Origin of the sequence: Streptomyces sp. NBC_01264 (genome assembly GCF_026340675.1) — a bacterium.
Classification (GTDB): domain Bacteria; phylum Actinomycetota; class Actinomycetes; order Streptomycetales; family Streptomycetaceae; genus Streptomyces.
In genome coordinates this window covers 1,605,868-1,623,140 of sequence record NZ_JAPEOX010000002.1, presented here as the reverse complement: position 1 = coordinate 1,623,140, position 17,273 = coordinate 1,605,868, and the positions used below count along the sequence as shown (strand labels likewise).

The following is a 17,273-nucleotide window of genomic DNA, read 5'->3' as shown; positions in this document are numbered from 1 at the left end:
CATGACCGAGCCGGGCGCCGGCCCCGGTGCCACCGGTACGCCCGTCGACCGGGTGGCGCTCGACGAGGCCGTCGAGTTCACCTCCGGCCTGATCCGCATCGACACCACCAACCGCGGCGGCGGCGACTGCCGGGAACGCCCGGCCGCCGAGTACGTCGCCGAGCGGCTGGCCGACATCGGGCTGGAGCCCGCGCTGCTGGAGCGCACCCCGGGCCGCACCAACGTGGTGGCCCGGATCCCGGGCACCGACCCCGCCGCCCCCGCCCTCCTGGTCCACGGTCACCTCGACGTGGTCCCGGCCGAGGCCGCCGACTGGAGCGTGGACCCCTTCTCCGGCGAGATCCGGGACGGGGTGGTCTGGGGCCGCGGCGCCGTCGACATGAAGAACATGGACGCGATGGTGCTGGCCGTCGTACGGGCCTGGGCGCGGGCCGGCGTGAGACCCCGGCGGGACATCGTGATCGCCTACACCGCCGACGAGGAGGACAGCGCGATCGACGGCTCGGGCTTCCTCGCCGATCACCACCCCGAGCTCTTCGAGGGCTGTACCGAGGGCCTCAGCGAGTCCGGGGCCTTCACCGTGCACGCCGCACCCGGACAGGCCCTCTATCCGATCGCTGCCGGTGAACGCGGGACCGCCTGGCTGAAGTTGACCGCGACCGGCACGGCCGGGCACGGATCCAAGCCCAACCGGGCCAACGCGGTCAGCCGGCTCGCCGCAGCCGTCGCCCGCATCGGCGAGCACGACTGGCCGGTCCGCCTCACCGACACCGTCACCGCCTGCATCACCGAACTCGCCGCCCTGCAGGGGATGTCGGTCGATCCGCGAGCCCCCGGGTTCCAGCTCGACCAGATCCTCAACAAGCTCGGCCCGGCCGGCGCGCTCGTCGAGGCGACCGTCCGCAACAGTGCCAACCCGACGATGCTCAGCGCCGGTTACAAGCTCAACGTCATCCCCGGCACCGCCACCGCGTACGTCGACGGCCGGATGCTGCCCGGCGGCGAGGCCGAGTTCATCGCCACCCTCGACGAGCTCACCGGCCCCGACGTGCACTGGGAGTTCCACCACCGGGAAGTGGCCCTCGAAGCCCCCGTGGACGGGCGGGCGTACGGGATCCTGCGCGAGTCCGTCGAGGCCTTCGACCCCGAGGGACACGTGGTGCCCTTCTGCATGGCGGGCGGCACCGACGCCAAGCAGTTCTCCCGGCTCGGCATCACCGGCTACGGTTTCTCCCCGCTCAAGCTGCCGCCCGGCTTCGACTACTGGTCCCTCTTCCACGGAGTGGACGAGCGGGTGCCCGTCGACGCCCTGCACTTCGGGGTCCGCGTCCTCGACCGAGCCATGCGCGCCCTGTGATGGCCCCGCCGACGAGCCCGCGCGGCGACGGCACCGCCCCCTACGGCAGCTGGCCCTCGCCGATCGGCGCCGCGCTCGCCGCCTCCCTCGACGGGAGGCCCGAGTACGTCGGCGCGATCGGCGCCGAGGTGTGGTGGACGGTGCCCCGGCCGGCCGAAGGCGGCCGTCGCACCCTGGTCCGCAGGCCCGCGGACGGCGGGCCCGCGGTCTGCGCGCTGCCCGCGCCGTGGAACGTGCGCAGCCGGGTCACCGAGTACGGCGGCCTGCCCTGGGCGGGCACCGAACGCCCCCTGGGCGGACCGCTGGTGGTCTTCGTCCACTTCGCCGACCAGCGGCTGTACGCGTACGAGCCCGACGCGCCCGGCAGCCCCGAGCCGCGGCCGCTGACCCCGCTCTCCGCGATCGGCGGCGGGCTGCGCTGGGCCGACCCCGTGCTGCGGGACGGCGAAGTCTGGTGCGTGCTCGAGGAGTTCACCGGAGTCGCGCCCACCGACGTGCGGCGCGTACTGGCCGCCGTACCGCTGGACGGGTCGGCCGCCGAAGACCGGTCACGCGTACGGGAGTTGACCGACGACCGGTACCGGTTCAGCACCGGGCCCCGGCTTTCCCCGGACGGCCGGCAGGCCGCCTGGCTGGTGTGGGACCACCCCCGGATGCCGTGGGACGGCACCGAGCTCCGGCTCGCCGAGGTCACTCCGGACGGCCGGCTCGCGCAGGCCCGTACCGTGCTCGGGGGACCGGAGGAGGCCGTCGCACAGGTCGAGTGGACCACCGGCGGAAGCCTCCTCGCGGTGAGCGACCGGGGTGGCTGGTGGAACCCGTACCGGGTGGACCCGCAGACGGGCGAGGCCGTCAACCTGTGCCCCCGGGAAGAGGAGTTCGGCGGGGCGCTGTGGAAGCCCGGCCTGCGCTGGATCGCCGCGCTCCCCGACGGACTGGTCGCCGTCCTGCACGGCCGGGGCGCCTCGGTGCTCGGCGTGCTCGACCCGGAGAGCGGGGACCTGGTCGACGCGGCCGGGCCGTGGACGGCCTGGCAGCCCACGCTCGCCGTCAGCGGCAGCCGCGTCTACGGGGTCGCGGCGAGCCCGCGCAGCGCGTACGAGGTGGTGGAGCTGGACACGGCCACCGGGCACGCCCGCGTGGTCGGCGGCCGCGGCTCCCCGGGGGCGGACGGGACGGACCCGACGGGCGGGCCCGGTGGGGCCGGCGCACCGGGGCCCGCCGACCGGGAGGACCCCGCGTACTACCCGGAACCGCAGAGCAGGACCTTCTTCGGCCGGGGCGGCCGGGAGATCCACGCCCACGTCTACCCGCCGCACCACCCCCTGCTGCGTGCCCGGGCCGACGAGCTGCCCCCGTACGTGGTGTGGGCGCACGGCGGCCCCACCGACCACGTGCCGCCCGTACTCGACCTGCACATCGCCTACTTCACCTCGCGCGGCATCGGCGTCGTCGAGGTCAACTACGGCGGCTCCACGGGCTACGGGCGCGCCTACCGGGAACGGCTGCGCGAACAGTGGGGCATCGTCGACGTCGAGGACTGCGCCGCCGTGGCGCGGGCCCTGGCCGCCGAGGGCACCGCCGACCCGGACCGGCTCGCGATCCGGGGCGGCAGCGCGGGCGGCTGGACGGCCGCGGCCTCGCTGGCGTCCACCGACCTGTACGCGTGCGCGGCGATCATCTACCCGGTCCTGGACCTGACCGGCTTCGCCGCCGAGACCCACGACCTGGAGTCCCGCTACATCGACGGCCTCGCCGGACCCCCGCAGACCCTGGCCCTGCTCAGCCGCGAGCGCTCGCCCGTGGCCCGCGCCGACGGGATCACCGCGCCGTTCGTCCTGCTCCAGGGCCTGGACGACCCGGTCTGCCCGCCCGCGCAGGCGGAGCGGCTGGTGGCCGCGATGCGCGGGCGCTCGGTGCCGCACGCGTACGTCACCTTCGAGGGCGAGGGCCACGGCTTCCGGCGCGCGGACACGATGGTCCGGGCGCTGGAGGCGGAGCTGTCCCTGTACGCGCAGGTGTTCGGCTTCGAGCGGGCGGACATCCCCCGTTTGGCCCTGTCCGACTGAGCCCCCGGGCCGCGGTGGCCGGACGATGGGGTCATGAGCTCCCACACGTCCAAGAGCCGTGGCAAGGGTCGCGGGCAGATCACCCCGGGCCGCGCGGGCGTCGCGGCGCTCGCGGTGCTCACGCTGGTGTTCATCTTCGAGAACACCCGCCCGACCAAGATCCGGCTGCTGATCCCGCAGGTGACGATGCCGCTGTACGTCGCCCTGCTGATCGCGGCGGTGCTGGGCGGACTGTGCGGGGCCTACTTCGCCCGGCGGCGCAAGTAGCGGGAGCCGCGGCGGGTCGGCCCGGTCGGGCCCGTCAGGCGGGTCGGCCCGGTGAGGTGGGTCGGACCGGTCAGGCGGGTCGGCCCGGTCAGTCCGAGTGGACCCAGACCCGGAGCGGGCCGATGGCCGTGAAGCCGTGGCGCAGCGCCGTGTCGAGGTCGTCCCCCGATTCGTAGCCGACGAGTGCCAGGCCGGGCCAGAGTGCGGCGGCCAGGGTCAGCGCGCCCGCCCAGGCCTCGTCGTCGGGGGTGCCGTCGGCACTGAACACGTTGGAGATGCCGACCACTTGACCGGTGCGGTTGGCCGCGGCCCCGGCGAGGATCCGGCCCTCGGCGTCGCGCCCCGCGAGGAAGGCGATCTCCGGAGTCCCTTCCGTCTCCCCGTCGAGCAGTCCCGGGTGGAACAGGCCCGTGCTCTCCTCGCCGTCCCAGGCCGTCTCCCACGCTTCCAGCTCCGCGGGGCCGGAGATCCGGCTCCACGCCAGGGCCGGGGCCGGGCCGGCGCCGGGAGCACCCGCCGGGCGGTGGATCCACTCGGCACCGAAGAGGACCTCGAAGCCGGCCGGGGCCAGGTCGAGCGCGGCGAAGCTGTCCTTGACGGAGGCGTGCGGCGCGGCGGTGTCGATCCCGGCGAGCAGTGCGGCCGTGTCGGTGTCCCGGGTGAGGGTCACGGCGTCCGGGTAGTACGGCGGGGTCGGGCGCGGGCTGCTCCAGACCTGGGCGGTGAAGCCGCCGTCGCGGCAGACCGCGGCGCACCACGCGGCGTTGTTGTACGCGGCCGCGAGGAGCAGTTCTTCGGTGTTCGGGGTGATGATCACATTGAGATCCTGACACACCACCTAACCTGGGGCGATGCCATATTTTCCGTATGCCGTGGAGGGTGGTCGGACCGGGTTGCGGCCCTACCGCCCCGTCGACGAGGCCGAGTTCACCGCCCGGGTGCGTGAGAGCCGGGGCCTGCACCACCCGTGGCTGTCGCCGCCCGCGACCGCGGAGGCCTACCAGGCGTACGCCGCCCCGCTGATCGCCGGCGCCACCGGCGGTCCGGGCGGTGCCGCCGCGGCGGGACGGGCCGGATTCCTCGTGTGTGAACGGGAGTCGGGCGCGATCGCAGGCTTCGTCAACGTCAGCAACATCGTCCTCGGCGCCTTCCGGTGCGGCGCCCTCGGCTACGGGGCCTTCGCGCACGCGGCGGGCCGGGGGCTGATGCGGGAGGCGCTCGGCCTGGCCGTCGGCCACGCCTTCGCGGCGGACGGGCTCGCACTGCACCGGCTGGAGGCCAATATCCAGCCGGGAAACACCGCCTCGATCGCCCTCGTCCGGGGGCTCGGCTTCCGACTGGAGGGACTGTCGCCGGACTTCCTCCAGGTCGACGGCGCCTGGCGGGACCACGAACGCTGGGCCCTCACGGCCGAAATGCCGTGTCCCGGGGCCCCGCATCGCACAGGATGATTCCATGCGAACCCTCGTGCTCCTCGATGCGCCGTCCAACCTAGGGCTCCGCCCCCCGGCCCCGGGCGCCGTTCCCGGCGTGTACAAACTGGCCGGGGCCCTGCGCGAGCAGGGCCTGCTGGCCCGGCTCGGTGCGCGCGAGGGCGGGGTGGTCGTCCCGCCGCGCTACGACCGGGGGGACTGGAAGGAGGGCGACGGCGTGTTCCACGCCGGGCCGCTGGCTGCCTACACCGTCGCCCTCGCCGACCGGATCGAGGACCACCTGCGCTCCGGGGAGTTCCCCGTCGTGCTCGGCGGCGACTGCTCCATCCAGCTCGGCGCCTCCCTGGCCATGCGGCGCCTCGGGCGGTACGGCATCGCCGCGATCGACGGCTCCGCCGACTTCCGCCACCCCGGCAACGAGGCCGTCAACGGGCCCGTCGGCGCGGCCGGCGGCGAGGAGCTGGCGCTCGCCACCGGCCGCGGCCAGGCGGACCTCGCGGACCTGGAGGGCCTCGGGCCCTACGTGCGCGACGAGGACGTCCGGCTCTTCGGGCTGCGCGACGGGGACCCCGACCTTCCGGAGCTGCGCGCCGCCGGGATCTTCGCCGCCACGGTGGGGGCGATCCGCGACCGCGGCGCCGGGCCGGTGGCCCGTACCGCCCTGACGGGACTGCAGCCTCCGGCCACCGCCGGGTTCTGGGTCCACCTGGACGCCGACGTCCTGGACCCGTCCGTGATGCCGGCCGTCGACAGCCCGGACCCCGGGGGCCTGATCCCCGACGAACTCGCCGAACTGCTCGGAGTGTTGATCAGCTCCCTGCGCTGTGTCGGACTCAACGTGACCATCTACGACCCGGACCTGGACCCGGAGGGGCGCGCGGGCGCGCTGCTCGCCGACCTGGTGGCGGGGGCGTTCGCGTAGGCAGGCGCCCCGGGCCCGGGGCTCGCGCGCCCCGGGCCCGCGCACCCATGGTCCGTGCGCCCGGGCCCCGGGCCCCCGTCAGATCCCGATCGCGCCGTCGATCCGCTCGCGCAGCAGGTCCGCGTGGCCGTTGTGCCGCGCGTACTCCTCGATCATGTGGATCAGCACCCAGCGCAGCGAGACCTCGCCCCGCCACGCGTCCTTCCCGGACACCTCAAGGTCCGGCGCCCGCTCCGTGAACGTCTGCGCGAACTCCACCTCCGCCCGCCACGCCTCCCAGGCCTCCCGGATCACCCCGGGCGAGGACACCGCGCCGTCGAAGTCCCCGTCGGGAGCGGCCGCGGACCAGAACCGGAGCGCGACCTCCTGCCCGTTCAGCACCTGCCGGAACCAGCGGCGCTCCACGTCCGCGAGGTGGCGGACCAGGCCCAGCAGCGACAGCGTGGACGGCTCCACCGACCGCTCGGCCAACTCGTGCCCCAGATCGGCACACTTGAGCCGGAGCGTCGCGCGCTGCGCCCCCAGCATGTCGACGAGCATCCGTCGTTCGTCACCCGTCGTCGGTCCCGAGAACCGGCTCTCCGATTCTTCCCCGTCGAAGAACTGACCTCTTCTGATCACGTCGCTCATGCCCTCCATGGTCGGACACCGGCCCGCGCGCGAGAAGGTTTTGCGTAATCCTGACCGGTGGTGATCCGCCGAATCCCTGTGCACCGGCGGCCGTGGCGTGTTCCATTTCCCTCATGGCCACCACCGTCCGCCGCTCCGTACTGACCCTTCCCGCAGCCCCGTTGGGTCCCGAGAACCCACTGCCCGCCCTCCGCGAGTCCGGCGGGGTGCACACGCTGGACGAGCGCTCCCGCGAGGGCCTGCCGCGCGACATGGCACGCCAGATCGGGTACGAGCCGTTGCGTTCGCTGCTGCCCGTCCGGATCCGGGACGGCTACCAACGGCAGCGCGCCGAGCGGGACTTCGAGACGATCGTCATCGAGAACGCGCATCTGCGCGTCACTGTCCTGCCCGGCCTCGGTGGCCGGATCCATTCGCTCGTCCACCTCCCCACCGGACGCGAACTGCTGTACCGCAACCCGGTGTTCCAGCCCGCGAACTTCGCGCTGAACGGCGCCTGGTTCTCCGGCGGCATCGAGTGGAACCTGGGTGCCACCGGCCACACCACCCTGTCCTGCGCCCCCTTGCACGCCGCGCTCGTCCCGGCGCCCGACGAGGGAGTGATGGTCCGGCTCTGGGAATGGGAGCGGCTGCGCGACCTGCCCTTCCAGGTGGACCTGTGGCTGCCCGAGGACTCGGAGTTCCTCTACGTCGGCGTCCGCGTGCGCAACCCGCACGAGCGGCCCGCGCCCGTCTACTGGTGGTCCAACATCGCCGTGCCCGAGGACGCCGGCACCCGCGTGCTGGCCCCGGCCGACGAGGCCTGGCACTTCGGGTACGAGCGCTCCCTGCGGCGCATCCCCGTCCCCGGGTGGGAGGGCGCGGACCGCACGTACCCGCTGCGCAGCACGTACCCCGCCGACTTCTTCTACGAGGTCGAGGCCGGGAACCGGCCCTGGATCGCCTCGCTCGACGCCGACGGGCGCGGACTCGTCCAGACCTCGACGGCCCGGCTGCGCGGCCGCAAGCTCTTCGTCTGGGGCGCGGGCGAGGGCGGCCGGCGCTGGCAGGAATGGCTGACCGAACCCGGCACGGGCGGGTACGCGGAGATCCAGGCGGGGCTCGCCCGGACCCAGCTGGAGCACGTACGCCTGGAGGCGGGTGCGGAGTTCAGCTGGCTGGAGGCCTACGGAGCCCTGTCCGCGGACCCGGCGGCCGTGCACGGGGACGACTGGGCGGCGGCCCGCTCCGCCGCGGGCACGGCACTGGAGTCCGCGCTGCCCGGCCCGGCCGTGGACGCGGCGTACGAGGGGTGGCGCGGGTGCGCCGACACCGAACCGGGAGAGCGGCTGGCCGCCGGCTCGGGCTGGGGCGCGCTGGAGGTCCTGTGCGGGGGCCACAAACTGCCCGGCACCCCCTTCCCCGAGGACACCCTCGAGGAGGACCAGGCCCCCTGGCTGGAGTTGTGGCGCACCGGCGTCTTCCCCGCTCCGCGCCGGGTGACCCCGCCCGGCCCGAGCCTGGTCGCCCCGCACTGGCGGGACATGCTGGAGACGGCCCCGGCGGACCCCCTGACCGAGTACCACCTCGGGGTCGCCCAGTGGCACGCGGGGGACATCGCCCAGGCGGTACGCAGCTGGGAGCGCGGGCTGCCGCTGGCCCCCTCGCGGTGGCCCCTGCTGAGGTGCCTGGCGGTGGCGGACGACCTGGCCGGGGACCCCGCCCGGGCGGCCCGCTGGTACGCCGAGGCCTTCGAGGACCTGGCCCAGGAGAGCCGGGGCGGTGCGAGCTGGCTGGCCGCCGAATCGGCGCTGGGCCGGGAGGCACTGGCGTCCCTGCTGGCGGCGGGGCTGCTGCCCCAGGCCCGCTCGGTATGGGACGGGCTGCGCCCCGCCCTGCGCGAGGAGGGCCGCTTCCGACTGTCGGCGGCCCGGCTGCTCGCGGCGGAGGGCCATGTCCGCGCGGCCCGGCGCGTCTTCGAGGAGGGCTTCGAACTCCCCGACCTCCGCGAGGGCGAGGAGACCCTCTCGGACGTCTGGTCCACCCTCACGGACTGCCCCCTGCCGGCCCCGTACAACTTCCGCATGCGCCCGCCGGAGGACTAGGCCGTCTCCGCCGTCTCCGCCGTCTCTGTCGCGGCGCGGTGGCGGCGGAGTTCCTCGAGCCATGGCCGTCCGGACCTGTGTGCCGCCGGGTACTACCCCGCGTACTACCTGGGGAGTACGTCGGAAACGCTACGCCGGAGTGACGCGGGTCGGGGCGGATACGGCCTAGCGTGGGCGGTATGGCAGAGCAGCGCGAGCGGCCCGGGGTTCCTCCCTGGCAGCGGTGGGTGGAGCGGACCGGGCGGGGCCCGGCCTGGCGCTCCTCGCTGGTCGTGGCCGTCTTCGCCCAGGTCGGTACGGGGTGGGCCGCCCAGCCTTCAAGGACGGGGCGTCGGCCGCGGCCGGTAAGGCGGCGGTCGAAAGGGCGGCCGCGGCCTACGGCGGCCCCGAGGTGCAGACGCGCGCGGCGTACGCGCGGTCGTCGGCGGGCGGCACCGACATGATGCTGACCCTCGTCTACGCGCTGCTCGCCCTCGCCGTACTGATCGCCCTGCTGGGCATCGCCAACACGCTGACCCTCGCCGTCCACGAGCGCACCCGCGAACTGGGGCTGCTCCGGGCGGTCGGCCAGACCCGGGGACAGCTGCGGGCCATGGTCCGCTGGGAGTCGGTCCTGGTCGCCGCCTTCGGCACGGCCGGCGGTCTGGCGCTGGGCGGCGTCCTCGGATGGGTCCTGGTGAAGGCCTCGGACGCGGCGGGCGACAGCGCGTTCACCTTCGCCGTCCCGCCGCTGCGGCTCGCCCTCGTGGCCCTGGTGGGCGTGGCGGCGGGCGTGCTCGCGGGCTGGCGCCCGGCGCGGCGCGTCTGGACATCCTGCGCGCGGTCGCCACCGACTAGGCGGCGGCCCCTACCGGGCGTAGGTGCGGATGCGGTAGCGCAGACCGGTCACCGAGGACTGCCAGCCGCCGTCCTCGGCGACCGTCCACGCCGGGTCCAGTTCCGGGGCGTGGGTGTCGCCGATCACCTGCGTGTCGACCTCGGTCACCGAGAGCCTGACGGCGTGGGCCAGCGCGGCACGATAGACCTCGCCGCCGCCGATCACCCAGCAGGAGGCGGTGCGGGCCGTCGCCTCGGGCCGTGCCGCGGCCAGCTCCAGGGCCTCGTCGATGGATCCGGCGCGCTCCGCGCCCTCCGCGGCCCAGTCGGGATCGCGCGTCACCACGATGTTGCGCCGCCCGGCCAGGGGACGGAACCGCGCCGGCAGCGAATCCCAGGTCTTGCGGCCCATCACCACCGGATGGCCGAGGGTGGTGGCCTTGAAGTGGGCCATGTCCTCGGGCAGCCGCCAGGGAATCCCGTTGTCCGCGCCGATCACGCCGTCGAGGCTCTGCGCCCAGATCAGCCCGACGCTCATGTCCCCGGTCAGCCCCCCAGTCGGATCCCCGGTCAGGTCGGCGGTCAGGTCCGCGTTCATACCGCGACCGGGGCCTTGATGGCCGGGTGGTGCTGGTAGCCGGCCACCTTGACGTCGCCGAAGGCGTAGTCGAAGAGGGAGTCGGCCCGGTGCAGCTCCAGCTCGGGGAATTCGAAGGGGGTGCGGGAGATCTGCTCGGTGACCTGCTCGACGTGGTTGTCGTAGATGTGGCAGTCACCGCCGGTCCAGATGAAGTCGCCCGGCTCCAGGCCGGCCTGCTGGGCGACCATGTGGGTGAGCAGGGCGTAGCTGGCGATGTTGAACGGCACGCCGAGGAACAGGTCCGCGCTGCGCTGGTACAGCTGGCAGGAGAGCTTGCCGTCGGCCACGTAGAACTGGAAGAAGGCGTGGCACGGCGCGAGCGCCATCTTCGACAGCTCGGAGACGTTCCAGGCGGAGACGATCATCCGGCGGGAGTCCGGGTCGCGGCGCAGCGTGTCGAGGACCTCGCTGATCTGGTCGATGTGCGCGCCGTCCGGGGTGGGCCAGGAGCGCCACTGGGCGCCGTAGACCGGGCCGAGGTCGCCGTTCTCGTCGGCCCACTCGTCCCAGATGGTGACGCCGTGCTCCCGCAGCCAGCCGACGTTGGACTCGCCGCGCAGGAACCACAGCAGCTCGTACACGATCGACTTGAGGTGCACCTTCTTGGTGGTGACCAGGGGGAACCCCTGCGAGAGGTCGTAACGCAGTTGGTGCCCGAAGACACTCCGGGTGCCGGTGCCCGTCCGGTCGGCCTTCGCCGTTCCGGAGGTGAGCACCAGCTTCAACAGGTCTTCGTACTGGGTATCCGCCACGGGCACCGAGTCTACTGGGCTGCCGCCGGAGCTCCGGTCAGCCGGTCACCACGCCGTCGGTGAGCAGGCCGGCCAGGACCGCCTCGCCGACCGCCACGACCGCCGTCTGGGGGCGGAGCATCACGGTGATCTCGTCGATCAGGCCCTCGGGCGTGAGGTGCAGCATGTCGATGCCGTGCACCTGCCGGTCACCCACGGTGGTCCGGAACGGCAGTACGGTCGCCGGCCCCTCGGCTCCCTCCGCCCCGAACGGGACCCCGGCGGACTGGACGCTGCCGTCGAAGTGGCCGACGTAGTGGAAGCCCTCGAAGGTGCGCAGGAGGACGCGGAAGAGGGCCAGTACGGCCGGCTTGCCCTCGAACGGCTTCGACTTCACCGGGCTGTTGAGCCGGACGTCGTCGGTGAACAGCACGTCCAGCGCGGCGAGGTCATGGCCGGCGACGGCGGCGCGGAAACGGTCGGCCGTGGTGGTGTCGGTACTCATGAGGGCTCCTCGGTAGTCACCGATGATAGTCACCGATGTGATTAGTCAGTTTCTTGACTATCATGGCCCGGGCGTCCTTGAGAAGACGCCGCCGCGCACGATCCCGCATCCCGAGGAGACCGACCGATGGCTTTGCGCCACGCCGTACTGGCGGCGCTGCTCGACGAGGAGCTGAGCGGCTACCAGCTGGCCAAGGCCTTCGGCACGGGCGTGGCCAACTTCTGGCACGCCCTGCCCCAGCAGCTCTACGCCGAGCTGGCCAAGCTGGAGCGGGACGGCCTCATCGCGGGCCGTGAGGTGGTCCAGGACACCCGGCCGAACAAGCGCCTGTTCCAGGTCACGGACGCCGGACTGGCCGAGCTGGAGCGCTTCACCGCCGCCGAGACCAAGCCCTGCGTCATCCGCGACGACCTGCTCGTGAAGGTCCAGGCGGCCGAGTACACCGACACGGCGGGGCTGATCGCACAGCTCGCGGAGCGGACCGCCTTCGCGACGGCCAAGGCGGAGCTGTTCGAGAAGCTGCTGCGCTCGATGCGCGGCGAGCGCACCGAGGAGGAGTTCCTGCGCCACGGCGCACGGATCGGCCCCTACCTCACCTGCCTGCGCGGCCTGGAGTTCGAGCGGGCCAACCGGGCCTGGTACGAGCGCACCACGATCATTCTGAACGAGAGGCGGGCATCCCGTGGAGAGCAGTGAGCAGCGACGGCCGGCCCGGTACGCCCGGTACGTGGCGCTCGGCGACAGCCAGAGCGAGGGCGTCGGCGACGGGGACGACCGCACCGGGCTGCGCGGGTGCACCGCGACCGGCTCGCCGAGCTGCTCGCGGTGCACGAGCCCGACGTGCTCTACGCCAACCTGGCCGTACGGGGCCGCCTCGCGGCGGGGGTCCGCGAGGGGCAGCTGGGGCCGGCCCTCGCGCTCCGCCCCGACCTGGCCACGGTGGTCGCCGGGGTCAACGACGTGCTGCGGCCCCGGTTCGACGCCGACGAGGTCGCCGGGCACCTGGAGGCGATGTTCGCCGCGCTGACCGCGCAGGGCGCCCGCGTCGCCACCGTCACCTTCCCCGACATCGCCAAGCTCGTCCCGCTCGCCAAGGGGGCGGCGCCGCGCGTCATCGCGCTCAACGAGCGGATACGGCGGGCCGCGGAGCGGCACGGGGTGGCCGTCGCCGACTTCGAACGCCACGAGGCCTCCACCGACCCCCGGATGTGGAGCGCGGACCGGCTGCACGCCGCGCCGTCCGGTCACGCGATGATCGCCGCCGGTGTCGCGCACGCCCTGGGGCTGCCCGGCAGCGACGACGCGTGGACCCGCCCGCTGCCCGGCCCGCCGCCCGCCGCCCCGACGGGGCTGCGGGGCGCCGCCGGGGAACTGCGGTGGGCCGTGGGCTTCGCCGGGCCCTGGATCGGGAGGCGGCTGCGCGGGCGCTCCTCCGGAGACGGCCGTACGGCCAAGCGGCCCGAGCTGCTCCCCGTACGCCTGGCGGCCTGACCCGGGGACGGCCCGGCCGGCCCGGCCGGCCGGGCGTCGCACGGGGTCAGGTGCACGGGGTCAGGCGCGGCAGATGATCTCGCCGTTCAGCACCGAGAACCAGGCGTCCGGGTCGGCGCCCCACGTGTGCCAGGCGTCGGCGACGGCCGACAGCTCGGCCCGCGTCGCGTGTCCGCCGCCGGTCGCGATCCCGGCGTAGGCCGAGGCCGTCGTACGGTCCGCCCACAGCGCGGACCACCAGGCGGCCTCCTCGGCGGTCGCGTAGCACCACGAGGTCGCCGTGCAGGTCACGTCCGTGAAGCCCGCCGCCCGCGCCCACGCGCGCAGGCGGCGTCCGGCGTCCGGCTCGCCGCCGTTGGCGCGGGCCACCCGCCGGTACAGGTCCAGCCATTCCTCCAGTCCCGGGGTCTGCGGGTACCAGGTCATCGCCGCATAGTCCGCGTCCCGCGCCGCGACGATCCCGCCCGGCCGGCACACCCGGCGCATCTCGCGCAGCGCCTGGACCGGGTCGCCCAGGTGCTGCAGCACCTGATGGGCATGGACCACGTCGAAGGAGTCGTCCGGGAAGTCCAGCGCGTGGACGTCGGCGGTGGCGAACCCGATGTTGGTCAGGCCCCGTTCCTTCGCGTACGCGGCGGCCTGGTCGACCACGTCCCGCGCCGCGTCCACCGCCGTGACCCGGCCCTGCGGTCCCACCAGCTCCGCCAGGTCCGCCGTGATCGTGCCCGGGCCGCAGCCCACGTCCAGGACGGCCGTCCCCGGGCGCAGCGCGCCGATCAGGTACGCGGCGGAGTTCTCGGCGGTGCGCCAGCGGTGCGAGCGCAGCACCGACTCGTGGTGTCCGTGGGTGTAGACCGCGGTCTCGTGCGCGGGCTCAGCGGAGTCCGTGGCGTTCATGGACCTGGCTCCTTCGTCGTCGAAGTGCTGTCGAGGCCTGTCGAGGCGTGGTTTCACCGTAAGGGATCAGTTCGGCATCTGAGATATGCGTTTTGACATGTGGACACCATCCCTGTGCGCCAAGGGGTTCGGCCGAGCGGGTGGCAGCCTGTAGCCGGGGCGAGGACAGTGAATCCGGGGGAACGAAGGACGGTGAGATCCATGCCGGACCCGCTGCTCGACCGGCACGCCGAGGCGCTGCGGCTCTTCGGCCAGTACGTCCACGCGGTCTCGGACGCGCAGTGGGACGCGCCGACGCCCTGCAGCGAATGGAGCGTGCGCGACCTGGTCAACCACGTCACCGCCGAACAGCTCTGGATACCGCCCCTGGTGACCGACGGCCGCACCGTCGAGGACATCGGCAGCACCTTCAACGGCGACGTGCTCGGCACGGATCCGGCCGCCGCCTGGGACGAGGCCTCGGCCGCCGCGCACACCGCCTTCGAGGTCCCCGGGGCGCTGGACCGCACGGTCCGGCTCTCCTACGGGCCCGCGCTCGGATCGGCGTACTGCTCGGAACTGACCGCCGACTGCGTGGTCCACACCTGGGACCTCGCGCGGGGCATCGGCGCGGACGACCGGCTGCCGGACGGCCTCGTCGAGTTCTCCATCAAGGAGGTCATGCCCTACGCCGACGGACTGGCCGCGAGCGGCATGTACGCGGCTCCGCTGGAGGTGCCCGCCGGAGCGGACGCCCAGACCCGGCTGCTCGCGCTGCTGGGGAGGAGCGGCTGACGCACAACGGGCGACCACGGACGAATAACCGTATAAAGGCATGGTCGGGAGCGCGGGAACGGCAGGGAGAGGTGGCGCGCGGTGTCGGGGACGTCGGGGATCCAGCGCACGACGGCCGAGGGCCGGGGCCCGGTCCGCTACGGTCCGCCCGCCCCCCAGCCGGGCCTGCCCGTGCTGCCCGAGCTCACGGCGGTCCTCGCGGCAGCCGCCTGGCGTTCAGCCCCCGAGCCTGCCGGCGGGGGAGTGCCCGTACGGGCCGCCGCGGCCCGGCACTGGGGCAGGCGCGGGCTGCCCACCGATCCCGACCACGTGGCCGCCGGACCCGGCGCGCCCGCCCTGCTGCTCGCGCTGCTCGGCGCCTACGGCGGCGACGTCATGCTGCCCCGGCCGTGTCCCGCCTGGTGGACGCCGCAGGTCCGGCTGCTGGGACGGCGGGCCTACCACGTGCCGACCCCGGCCGAGTGCGGCGGCGTACCCGACCCGTACGCCCTGCTGGAGACCGTGCGCCGGGTGCGTGCCGAGGGCGGCGACCCGCGCGTGCTGCTGCTGTCCGTCGCCGACGACCCGACCGCGACCGTTCCGCCGCCCGAGCTGCTCCGGGAGGCCTGCGAGGCCGCCGCGTCCGCCGGGCTGTTCGTCGTCAGTGACGAGACCTGGCGCGACACCGTGCACCGGCCGGTCCGCGGCCGGCTGGGAGGGCCGGACGGCCCGGGCACGGACGCCCCCGGCGGGCTGCCGGGCTCCCGTGACCGGCTCGTCGTGCTCAGCCCCGCCGAGATGCTGCCGGACGACACCGCCGTGCTCCTGGACCTCTCGGGCGCCCTGCTGCCCGCGGGCTGGCCCGCCGCCGTCGTCCGGTTCCCCGGCACCCCGCGCGGCACCTGGCTGCGGGCCCGGACCCTGGACACGCTCACCGCGACCGGCGGGCTCGTCGCGGGCCCCGTCGCGGGGGCGGCCGCGCACGCCCTCGACGAGCCCGCCGCCGTCGCGGGCCGGGCCGCGGCGGCCGCCGCCCTGCACGGCACGGTGGCCCGGGCCGCGCACCGGGAACTGCTGGCCGCCGGGGCACTGGCCCGGCCCCCGCAGGCCGGCCGCCACCTCTACGCCGACCTGACCCCGCTGCGCTCGGGGCTCGCCAGGCAGGGGGTCGGCGACGCGATGGAGCTGGAGGACTGGCTGGGCGGACGGCTCGGCGCGCCGACGCCCGGCGGGCAGCGGTTCGCCGACGAGGCCGTCGCCCCGCGGGTCCGGCTGTCGACCGGACCGCTGCTGGGCGCCACCCCGGAGGAGCGGCTCGCGGCGCTCACCGCGACCGACCCGCTCGCCCTGCCCCATGTACGGGACTCCCTGGCCCGGCTCCGGTCGGTCCTGGCCGGGCTGTCCGACTGACCTCCGCCGTGGCCCCCGCCCCCGGCCTCCCCCGCCCTGGAACCCCCGACTGCCGCCGGTGAACGGAGACTTCTCGATGAGGGATCAGACGGACGCCCCCTCGGCCTCCCGGGCCGGGGCGGGCCCCGACGTCGCCCCGGCGCCTTCCCGGGGCGGTGCGGGTGCGCGTGCGGGTGCTGGTGCCGGTGTCAGCGCCGGGCCCGTTGCCGTTGCCGGTGTCCGGCACTCGAGGCCGCGGGCGCTCGGGGAACACAGGCTGTGGCCGCGCTCGTTCGCGGACCGGCTGACCACCCCGCTGCCCGGGCTGCGGGCGTTCGCCCGGCTCGCGCGCGAGGGCGCCTTCCGGCCGGGCCCCGAGGGGCTGCGCGGCATCCCGGACCTGCCGTACGCGCCCGCCCCGCTGCCCGCCGTGCCCACCGGGGCGGTGTCCGTCACCTGGGCCGGGCACGCCAGCTGGATCCTGCGGATCGGCGGGCTCACGGTACTGACCGACCCCGTGTGGTCCCGGCGGATCCTCGGAACCCCGGCCCGGATGACGCCCGTCGGGGTGCGCTGGGAGGAACTGCCGCCGGTCGACGCCGTGGTGATCAGCCACAACCACTACGACCACCTCGACGCCCCCACCCTCAAACGCCTCCCGCGTGCGACGCCGCTCTTCGTCCCGGCCGGTCTCGCGCGCTGGTGCCGGCGGCGGGGGTTCACCCGGGTCACCGAACTCGACTGGTGGGAGTCGGCCGAACTGGGCGGCGTACGGTTCGAGTTCGTGCCGGCGCACCACTGGTCGAAGCGGTCGCTGCTGGACGCGTGCCGGACGTTGTGGGGCGGGTGGATGCTCAGTGCCGCCGCCTCCGGAGCCGGGGCCACGAAGAAGGTGTACTTCGCGGGCGACACGGGCTACGGGCACTGGTTCGGCGAGATCGGGCGGCGGCACCCCGGCATCGACCTCGCGCTGCTCCCGATCGGGGCCTACGCCCCGCGGTGGTGGCTGCGGGACGTCCACGCGGATCCGGAGGAGGCGGTGCAGGCCTGTCTGGACCTGGGGGCGATCCGGATGGCTCCGATGCACTGGGGGACCTTCGTGCTCTCCTCGGAGCCGGTGATGGAGCCGCTGGAGCGGGTACAGGCCGCGTGGACCCGCACCGGGCTGCCCCGGGAACACCTCTGGGACCTCCCGGTCGGGGCGTCCCGAGCGCTGTAGCCGAGGCTGCGCGTCACGGCCCTGTTCTCGTACGGCTACGGCCAGGTGGCGTGCAGCGCCGAGCAACGAC

16 protein-coding genes and 2 pseudogenes are annotated in these 17,273 nt (G+C 74.6%); 12 read left to right on the top strand and 6 right to left on the bottom strand.

Annotated elements, in window-relative coordinates; translation table 11 throughout:
• Position 1: 1 nt before the first annotated feature.
• The 3 genes from OG435_RS40375 to OG435_RS40365 are packed head-to-tail and all read left to right on the top strand — an operon-like array spanning position 2 to position 3,693.
• Positions 2-1,357 (top strand): M20/M25/M40 family metallo-hydrolase, encoded by a 1,356-nt coding sequence (locus OG435_RS40375; RefSeq protein ID WP_430625850.1) that lies wholly within the window; start codon positions 2-4, stop codon positions 1,355-1,357.
• Complete coding sequence (locus tag OG435_RS40370) at positions 1,357-3,426, top strand: prolyl oligopeptidase family serine peptidase (protein ID WP_266884985.1); 2,070 nt, start codon at positions 1,357-1,359, stop codon at positions 3,424-3,426. The genes OG435_RS40375 and OG435_RS40370 overlap by 1 nt, the downstream gene beginning before the upstream one ends.
• 33 nt (positions 3,427-3,459) lie before the next feature.
• Positions 3,460-3,693, top strand: a complete 234-nt coding sequence (locus OG435_RS40365) for a LapA family protein (RefSeq protein ID WP_266884983.1) — start codon at positions 3,460-3,462, stop codon at positions 3,691-3,693.
• A gap of 88 nt (positions 3,694-3,781) precedes the next feature.
• Here OG435_RS40365 and OG435_RS40360 read toward each other — a convergent pair whose 3' ends face one another.
• The gene (locus tag OG435_RS40360; RefSeq protein ID WP_266884981.1) at positions 3,782-4,510 is read right to left on the bottom strand and encodes a hypothetical protein; all 729 of its coding nucleotides are present in this window, start codon (positions 4,508-4,510) and stop codon (positions 3,782-3,784) included.
• Positions 4,511-4,544: 34 nt separating this feature from the next.
• Here OG435_RS40360 and OG435_RS40355 point away from each other — a divergent pair, with 34 nt between their 5' ends.
• Together OG435_RS40355 and OG435_RS40350 are read left to right on the top strand one after the other, a co-directional pair.
• Entirely contained in the window at positions 4,545-5,144 is a 600-nt protein-coding gene (locus OG435_RS40355; protein WP_266884979.1) for a GNAT family N-acetyltransferase, read from the top strand.
• Positions 5,145-5,148: 4 nt separating this feature from the next.
• Positions 5,149-6,048: an arginase family protein gene (locus tag OG435_RS40350; protein ID WP_266884977.1), complete on the top strand. Its 900-nt coding sequence runs from the start codon at positions 5,149-5,151 to the stop codon at positions 6,046-6,048.
• Positions 6,049-6,126: 78 nt separating this feature from the next.
• On the opposite strand, the gene OG435_RS40345 is transcribed toward OG435_RS40350, so the two are convergent.
• Positions 6,127-6,687: a DinB family protein gene (locus OG435_RS40345; RefSeq protein ID WP_430625824.1), complete on the bottom strand. Its 561-nt coding sequence runs from the start codon at positions 6,685-6,687 to the stop codon at positions 6,127-6,129.
• A 104-nt stretch (positions 6,688-6,791) separates the two neighbouring features.
• Here OG435_RS40345 and OG435_RS40340 point away from each other — a divergent pair, with 104 nt between their 5' ends.
• Together OG435_RS40340 and OG435_RS40335 are read left to right on the top strand one after the other, a co-directional pair.
• Positions 6,792-8,762: a DUF5107 domain-containing protein gene (locus tag OG435_RS40340; RefSeq protein WP_266884973.1), complete on the top strand. Its 1,971-nt coding sequence runs from the start codon at positions 6,792-6,794 to the stop codon at positions 8,760-8,762.
• 313 nt (positions 8,763-9,075) lie between these two features.
• Positions 9,076-9,599, top strand: a pseudogene (locus tag OG435_RS40335) (ABC transporter permease); the annotation flags it as partial.
• 10 nt (positions 9,600-9,609) lie between these two features.
• Here the strand turns inward: OG435_RS40335 and OG435_RS40330 are convergent.
• From OG435_RS40330 to OG435_RS40320, 3 genes are read right to left on the bottom strand one after another with little or no spacing between them, the layout of a single operon-like run.
• A complete protein-coding gene (locus OG435_RS40330; RefSeq protein WP_266886522.1) occupies positions 9,610-10,116 on the bottom strand; it encodes a dihydrofolate reductase in 507 nt (168 codons plus the stop codon).
• Between the two features lie 56 nt (positions 10,117-10,172).
• Positions 10,173-10,970 (bottom strand): thymidylate synthase, encoded by a 798-nt coding sequence (locus tag OG435_RS40325; RefSeq protein WP_266884971.1) that lies wholly within the window; start codon positions 10,968-10,970, stop codon positions 10,173-10,175.
• A 37-nt stretch (positions 10,971-11,007) separates the two neighbouring features.
• Complete coding sequence (locus tag OG435_RS40320; RefSeq protein WP_266884969.1) at positions 11,008-11,454, bottom strand: nuclear transport factor 2 family protein; 447 nt, start codon at positions 11,452-11,454, stop codon at positions 11,008-11,010.
• A 126-nt stretch (positions 11,455-11,580) separates the two neighbouring features.
• On the opposite strand from OG435_RS40320, the gene OG435_RS40315 reads away from it, so the two are divergent.
• Together OG435_RS40315 and OG435_RS40310 are read left to right on the top strand one after the other, a co-directional pair.
• On the top strand, positions 11,581-12,150 hold the full coding sequence (locus tag OG435_RS40315) for a PadR family transcriptional regulator (protein ID WP_266884967.1): 570 nt from the start codon (positions 11,581-11,583) through the stop codon (positions 12,148-12,150).
• A pseudogene (locus OG435_RS40310) lies at positions 12,137-12,945 on the top strand (SGNH/GDSL hydrolase family protein). The gene OG435_RS40315 and the pseudogene OG435_RS40310 overlap by 14 nt, the downstream one beginning before the upstream one ends.
• Before the next feature lie 60 nt (positions 12,946-13,005).
• Here OG435_RS40310 and OG435_RS40305 read toward each other — a convergent pair.
• Positions 13,006-13,842, bottom strand: a complete 837-nt coding sequence (locus OG435_RS40305; RefSeq protein ID WP_266884965.1) for a class I SAM-dependent methyltransferase — start codon at positions 13,840-13,842, stop codon at positions 13,006-13,008.
• 201 nt (positions 13,843-14,043) lie between these two features.
• Between OG435_RS40305 and OG435_RS40300 the strand changes: the two genes are divergently transcribed.
• The 3 genes from OG435_RS40300 to OG435_RS40290 all read left to right on the top strand — a co-directional run bounded on the left by OG435_RS40300 (position 14,044) and on the right by OG435_RS40290 (position 17,203).
• Positions 14,044-14,616, top strand: coding sequence for a TIGR03086 family metal-binding protein (locus tag OG435_RS40300; protein WP_266884963.1), 573 nt, complete (start codon positions 14,044-14,046; stop codon positions 14,614-14,616).
• 81 nt (positions 14,617-14,697) lie between these two features.
• Positions 14,698-16,005 carry an aminotransferase class I/II-fold pyridoxal phosphate-dependent enzyme gene (locus tag OG435_RS40295; RefSeq protein WP_430625823.1) on the top strand — a complete coding sequence of 436 codons (1,308 nt, stop codon included), beginning with the start codon at positions 14,698-14,700 and terminating at the stop codon, positions 16,003-16,005.
• A 76-nt stretch (positions 16,006-16,081) separates the two neighbouring features.
• Positions 16,082-17,203: an MBL fold metallo-hydrolase gene (locus OG435_RS40290; RefSeq protein WP_266884961.1), complete on the top strand. Its 1,122-nt coding sequence runs from the start codon at positions 16,082-16,084 to the stop codon at positions 17,201-17,203.
• The last annotated feature ends 70 nt before the right edge of the window (positions 17,204-17,273 follow it).

What these genes read in the sequence shown, in the direction of transcription:
- OG435_RS40345 (WP_430625824.1), bottom strand. Translation starts at nt 6,687, where the DNA reads ATGGAGGGCATGAGCGACGTGATCAGAAGAGGTCAGTTCTTCGACGGG.
- OG435_RS40315 (WP_266884967.1), top strand. Translation starts at nt 11,581, where the DNA reads ATGGCTTTGCGCCACGCCGTACTGGCGGCGCTGCTCGACGAGGAGCTG.
- OG435_RS40305 (WP_266884965.1), bottom strand. Translation starts at nt 13,842, where the DNA reads ATGAACGCCACGGACTCCGCTGAGCCCGCGCACGAGACCGCGGTCTAC.
- OG435_RS40300 (WP_266884963.1), top strand. Translation starts at nt 14,044, where the DNA reads ATGCCGGACCCGCTGCTCGACCGGCACGCCGAGGCGCTGCGGCTCTTC.
- OG435_RS40290 (WP_266884961.1), top strand. Translation starts at nt 16,082, where the DNA reads ATGAGGGATCAGACGGACGCCCCCTCGGCCTCCCGGGCCGGGGCGGGC.
- OG435_RS40355 (WP_266884979.1), top strand. Translation starts at nt 4,545, where the DNA reads ATGCCATATTTTCCGTATGCCGTGGAGGGTGGTCGGACCGGGTTGCGG.
- OG435_RS40350 (WP_266884977.1), top strand. Translation starts at nt 5,149, where the DNA reads ATGCGAACCCTCGTGCTCCTCGATGCGCCGTCCAACCTAGGGCTCCGC.
- OG435_RS40375 (WP_430625850.1), top strand. Translation starts at nt 2, where the DNA reads ATGACCGAGCCGGGCGCCGGCCCCGGTGCCACCGGTACGCCCGTCGAC.
- OG435_RS40330 (WP_266886522.1), bottom strand. Translation starts at nt 10,116, where the DNA reads ATGAGCGTCGGGCTGATCTGGGCGCAGAGCCTCGACGGCGTGATCGGC.
- OG435_RS40340 (WP_266884973.1), top strand. Translation starts at nt 6,792, where the DNA reads ATGGCCACCACCGTCCGCCGCTCCGTACTGACCCTTCCCGCAGCCCCG.
- OG435_RS40370 (WP_266884985.1), top strand. Translation starts at nt 1,357, where the DNA reads ATGGCCCCGCCGACGAGCCCGCGCGGCGACGGCACCGCCCCCTACGGC.
- OG435_RS40320 (WP_266884969.1), bottom strand. Translation starts at nt 11,454, where the DNA reads ATGAGTACCGACACCACCACGGCCGACCGTTTCCGCGCCGCCGTCGCC.
- OG435_RS40365 (WP_266884983.1), top strand. Translation starts at nt 3,460, where the DNA reads ATGAGCTCCCACACGTCCAAGAGCCGTGGCAAGGGTCGCGGGCAGATC.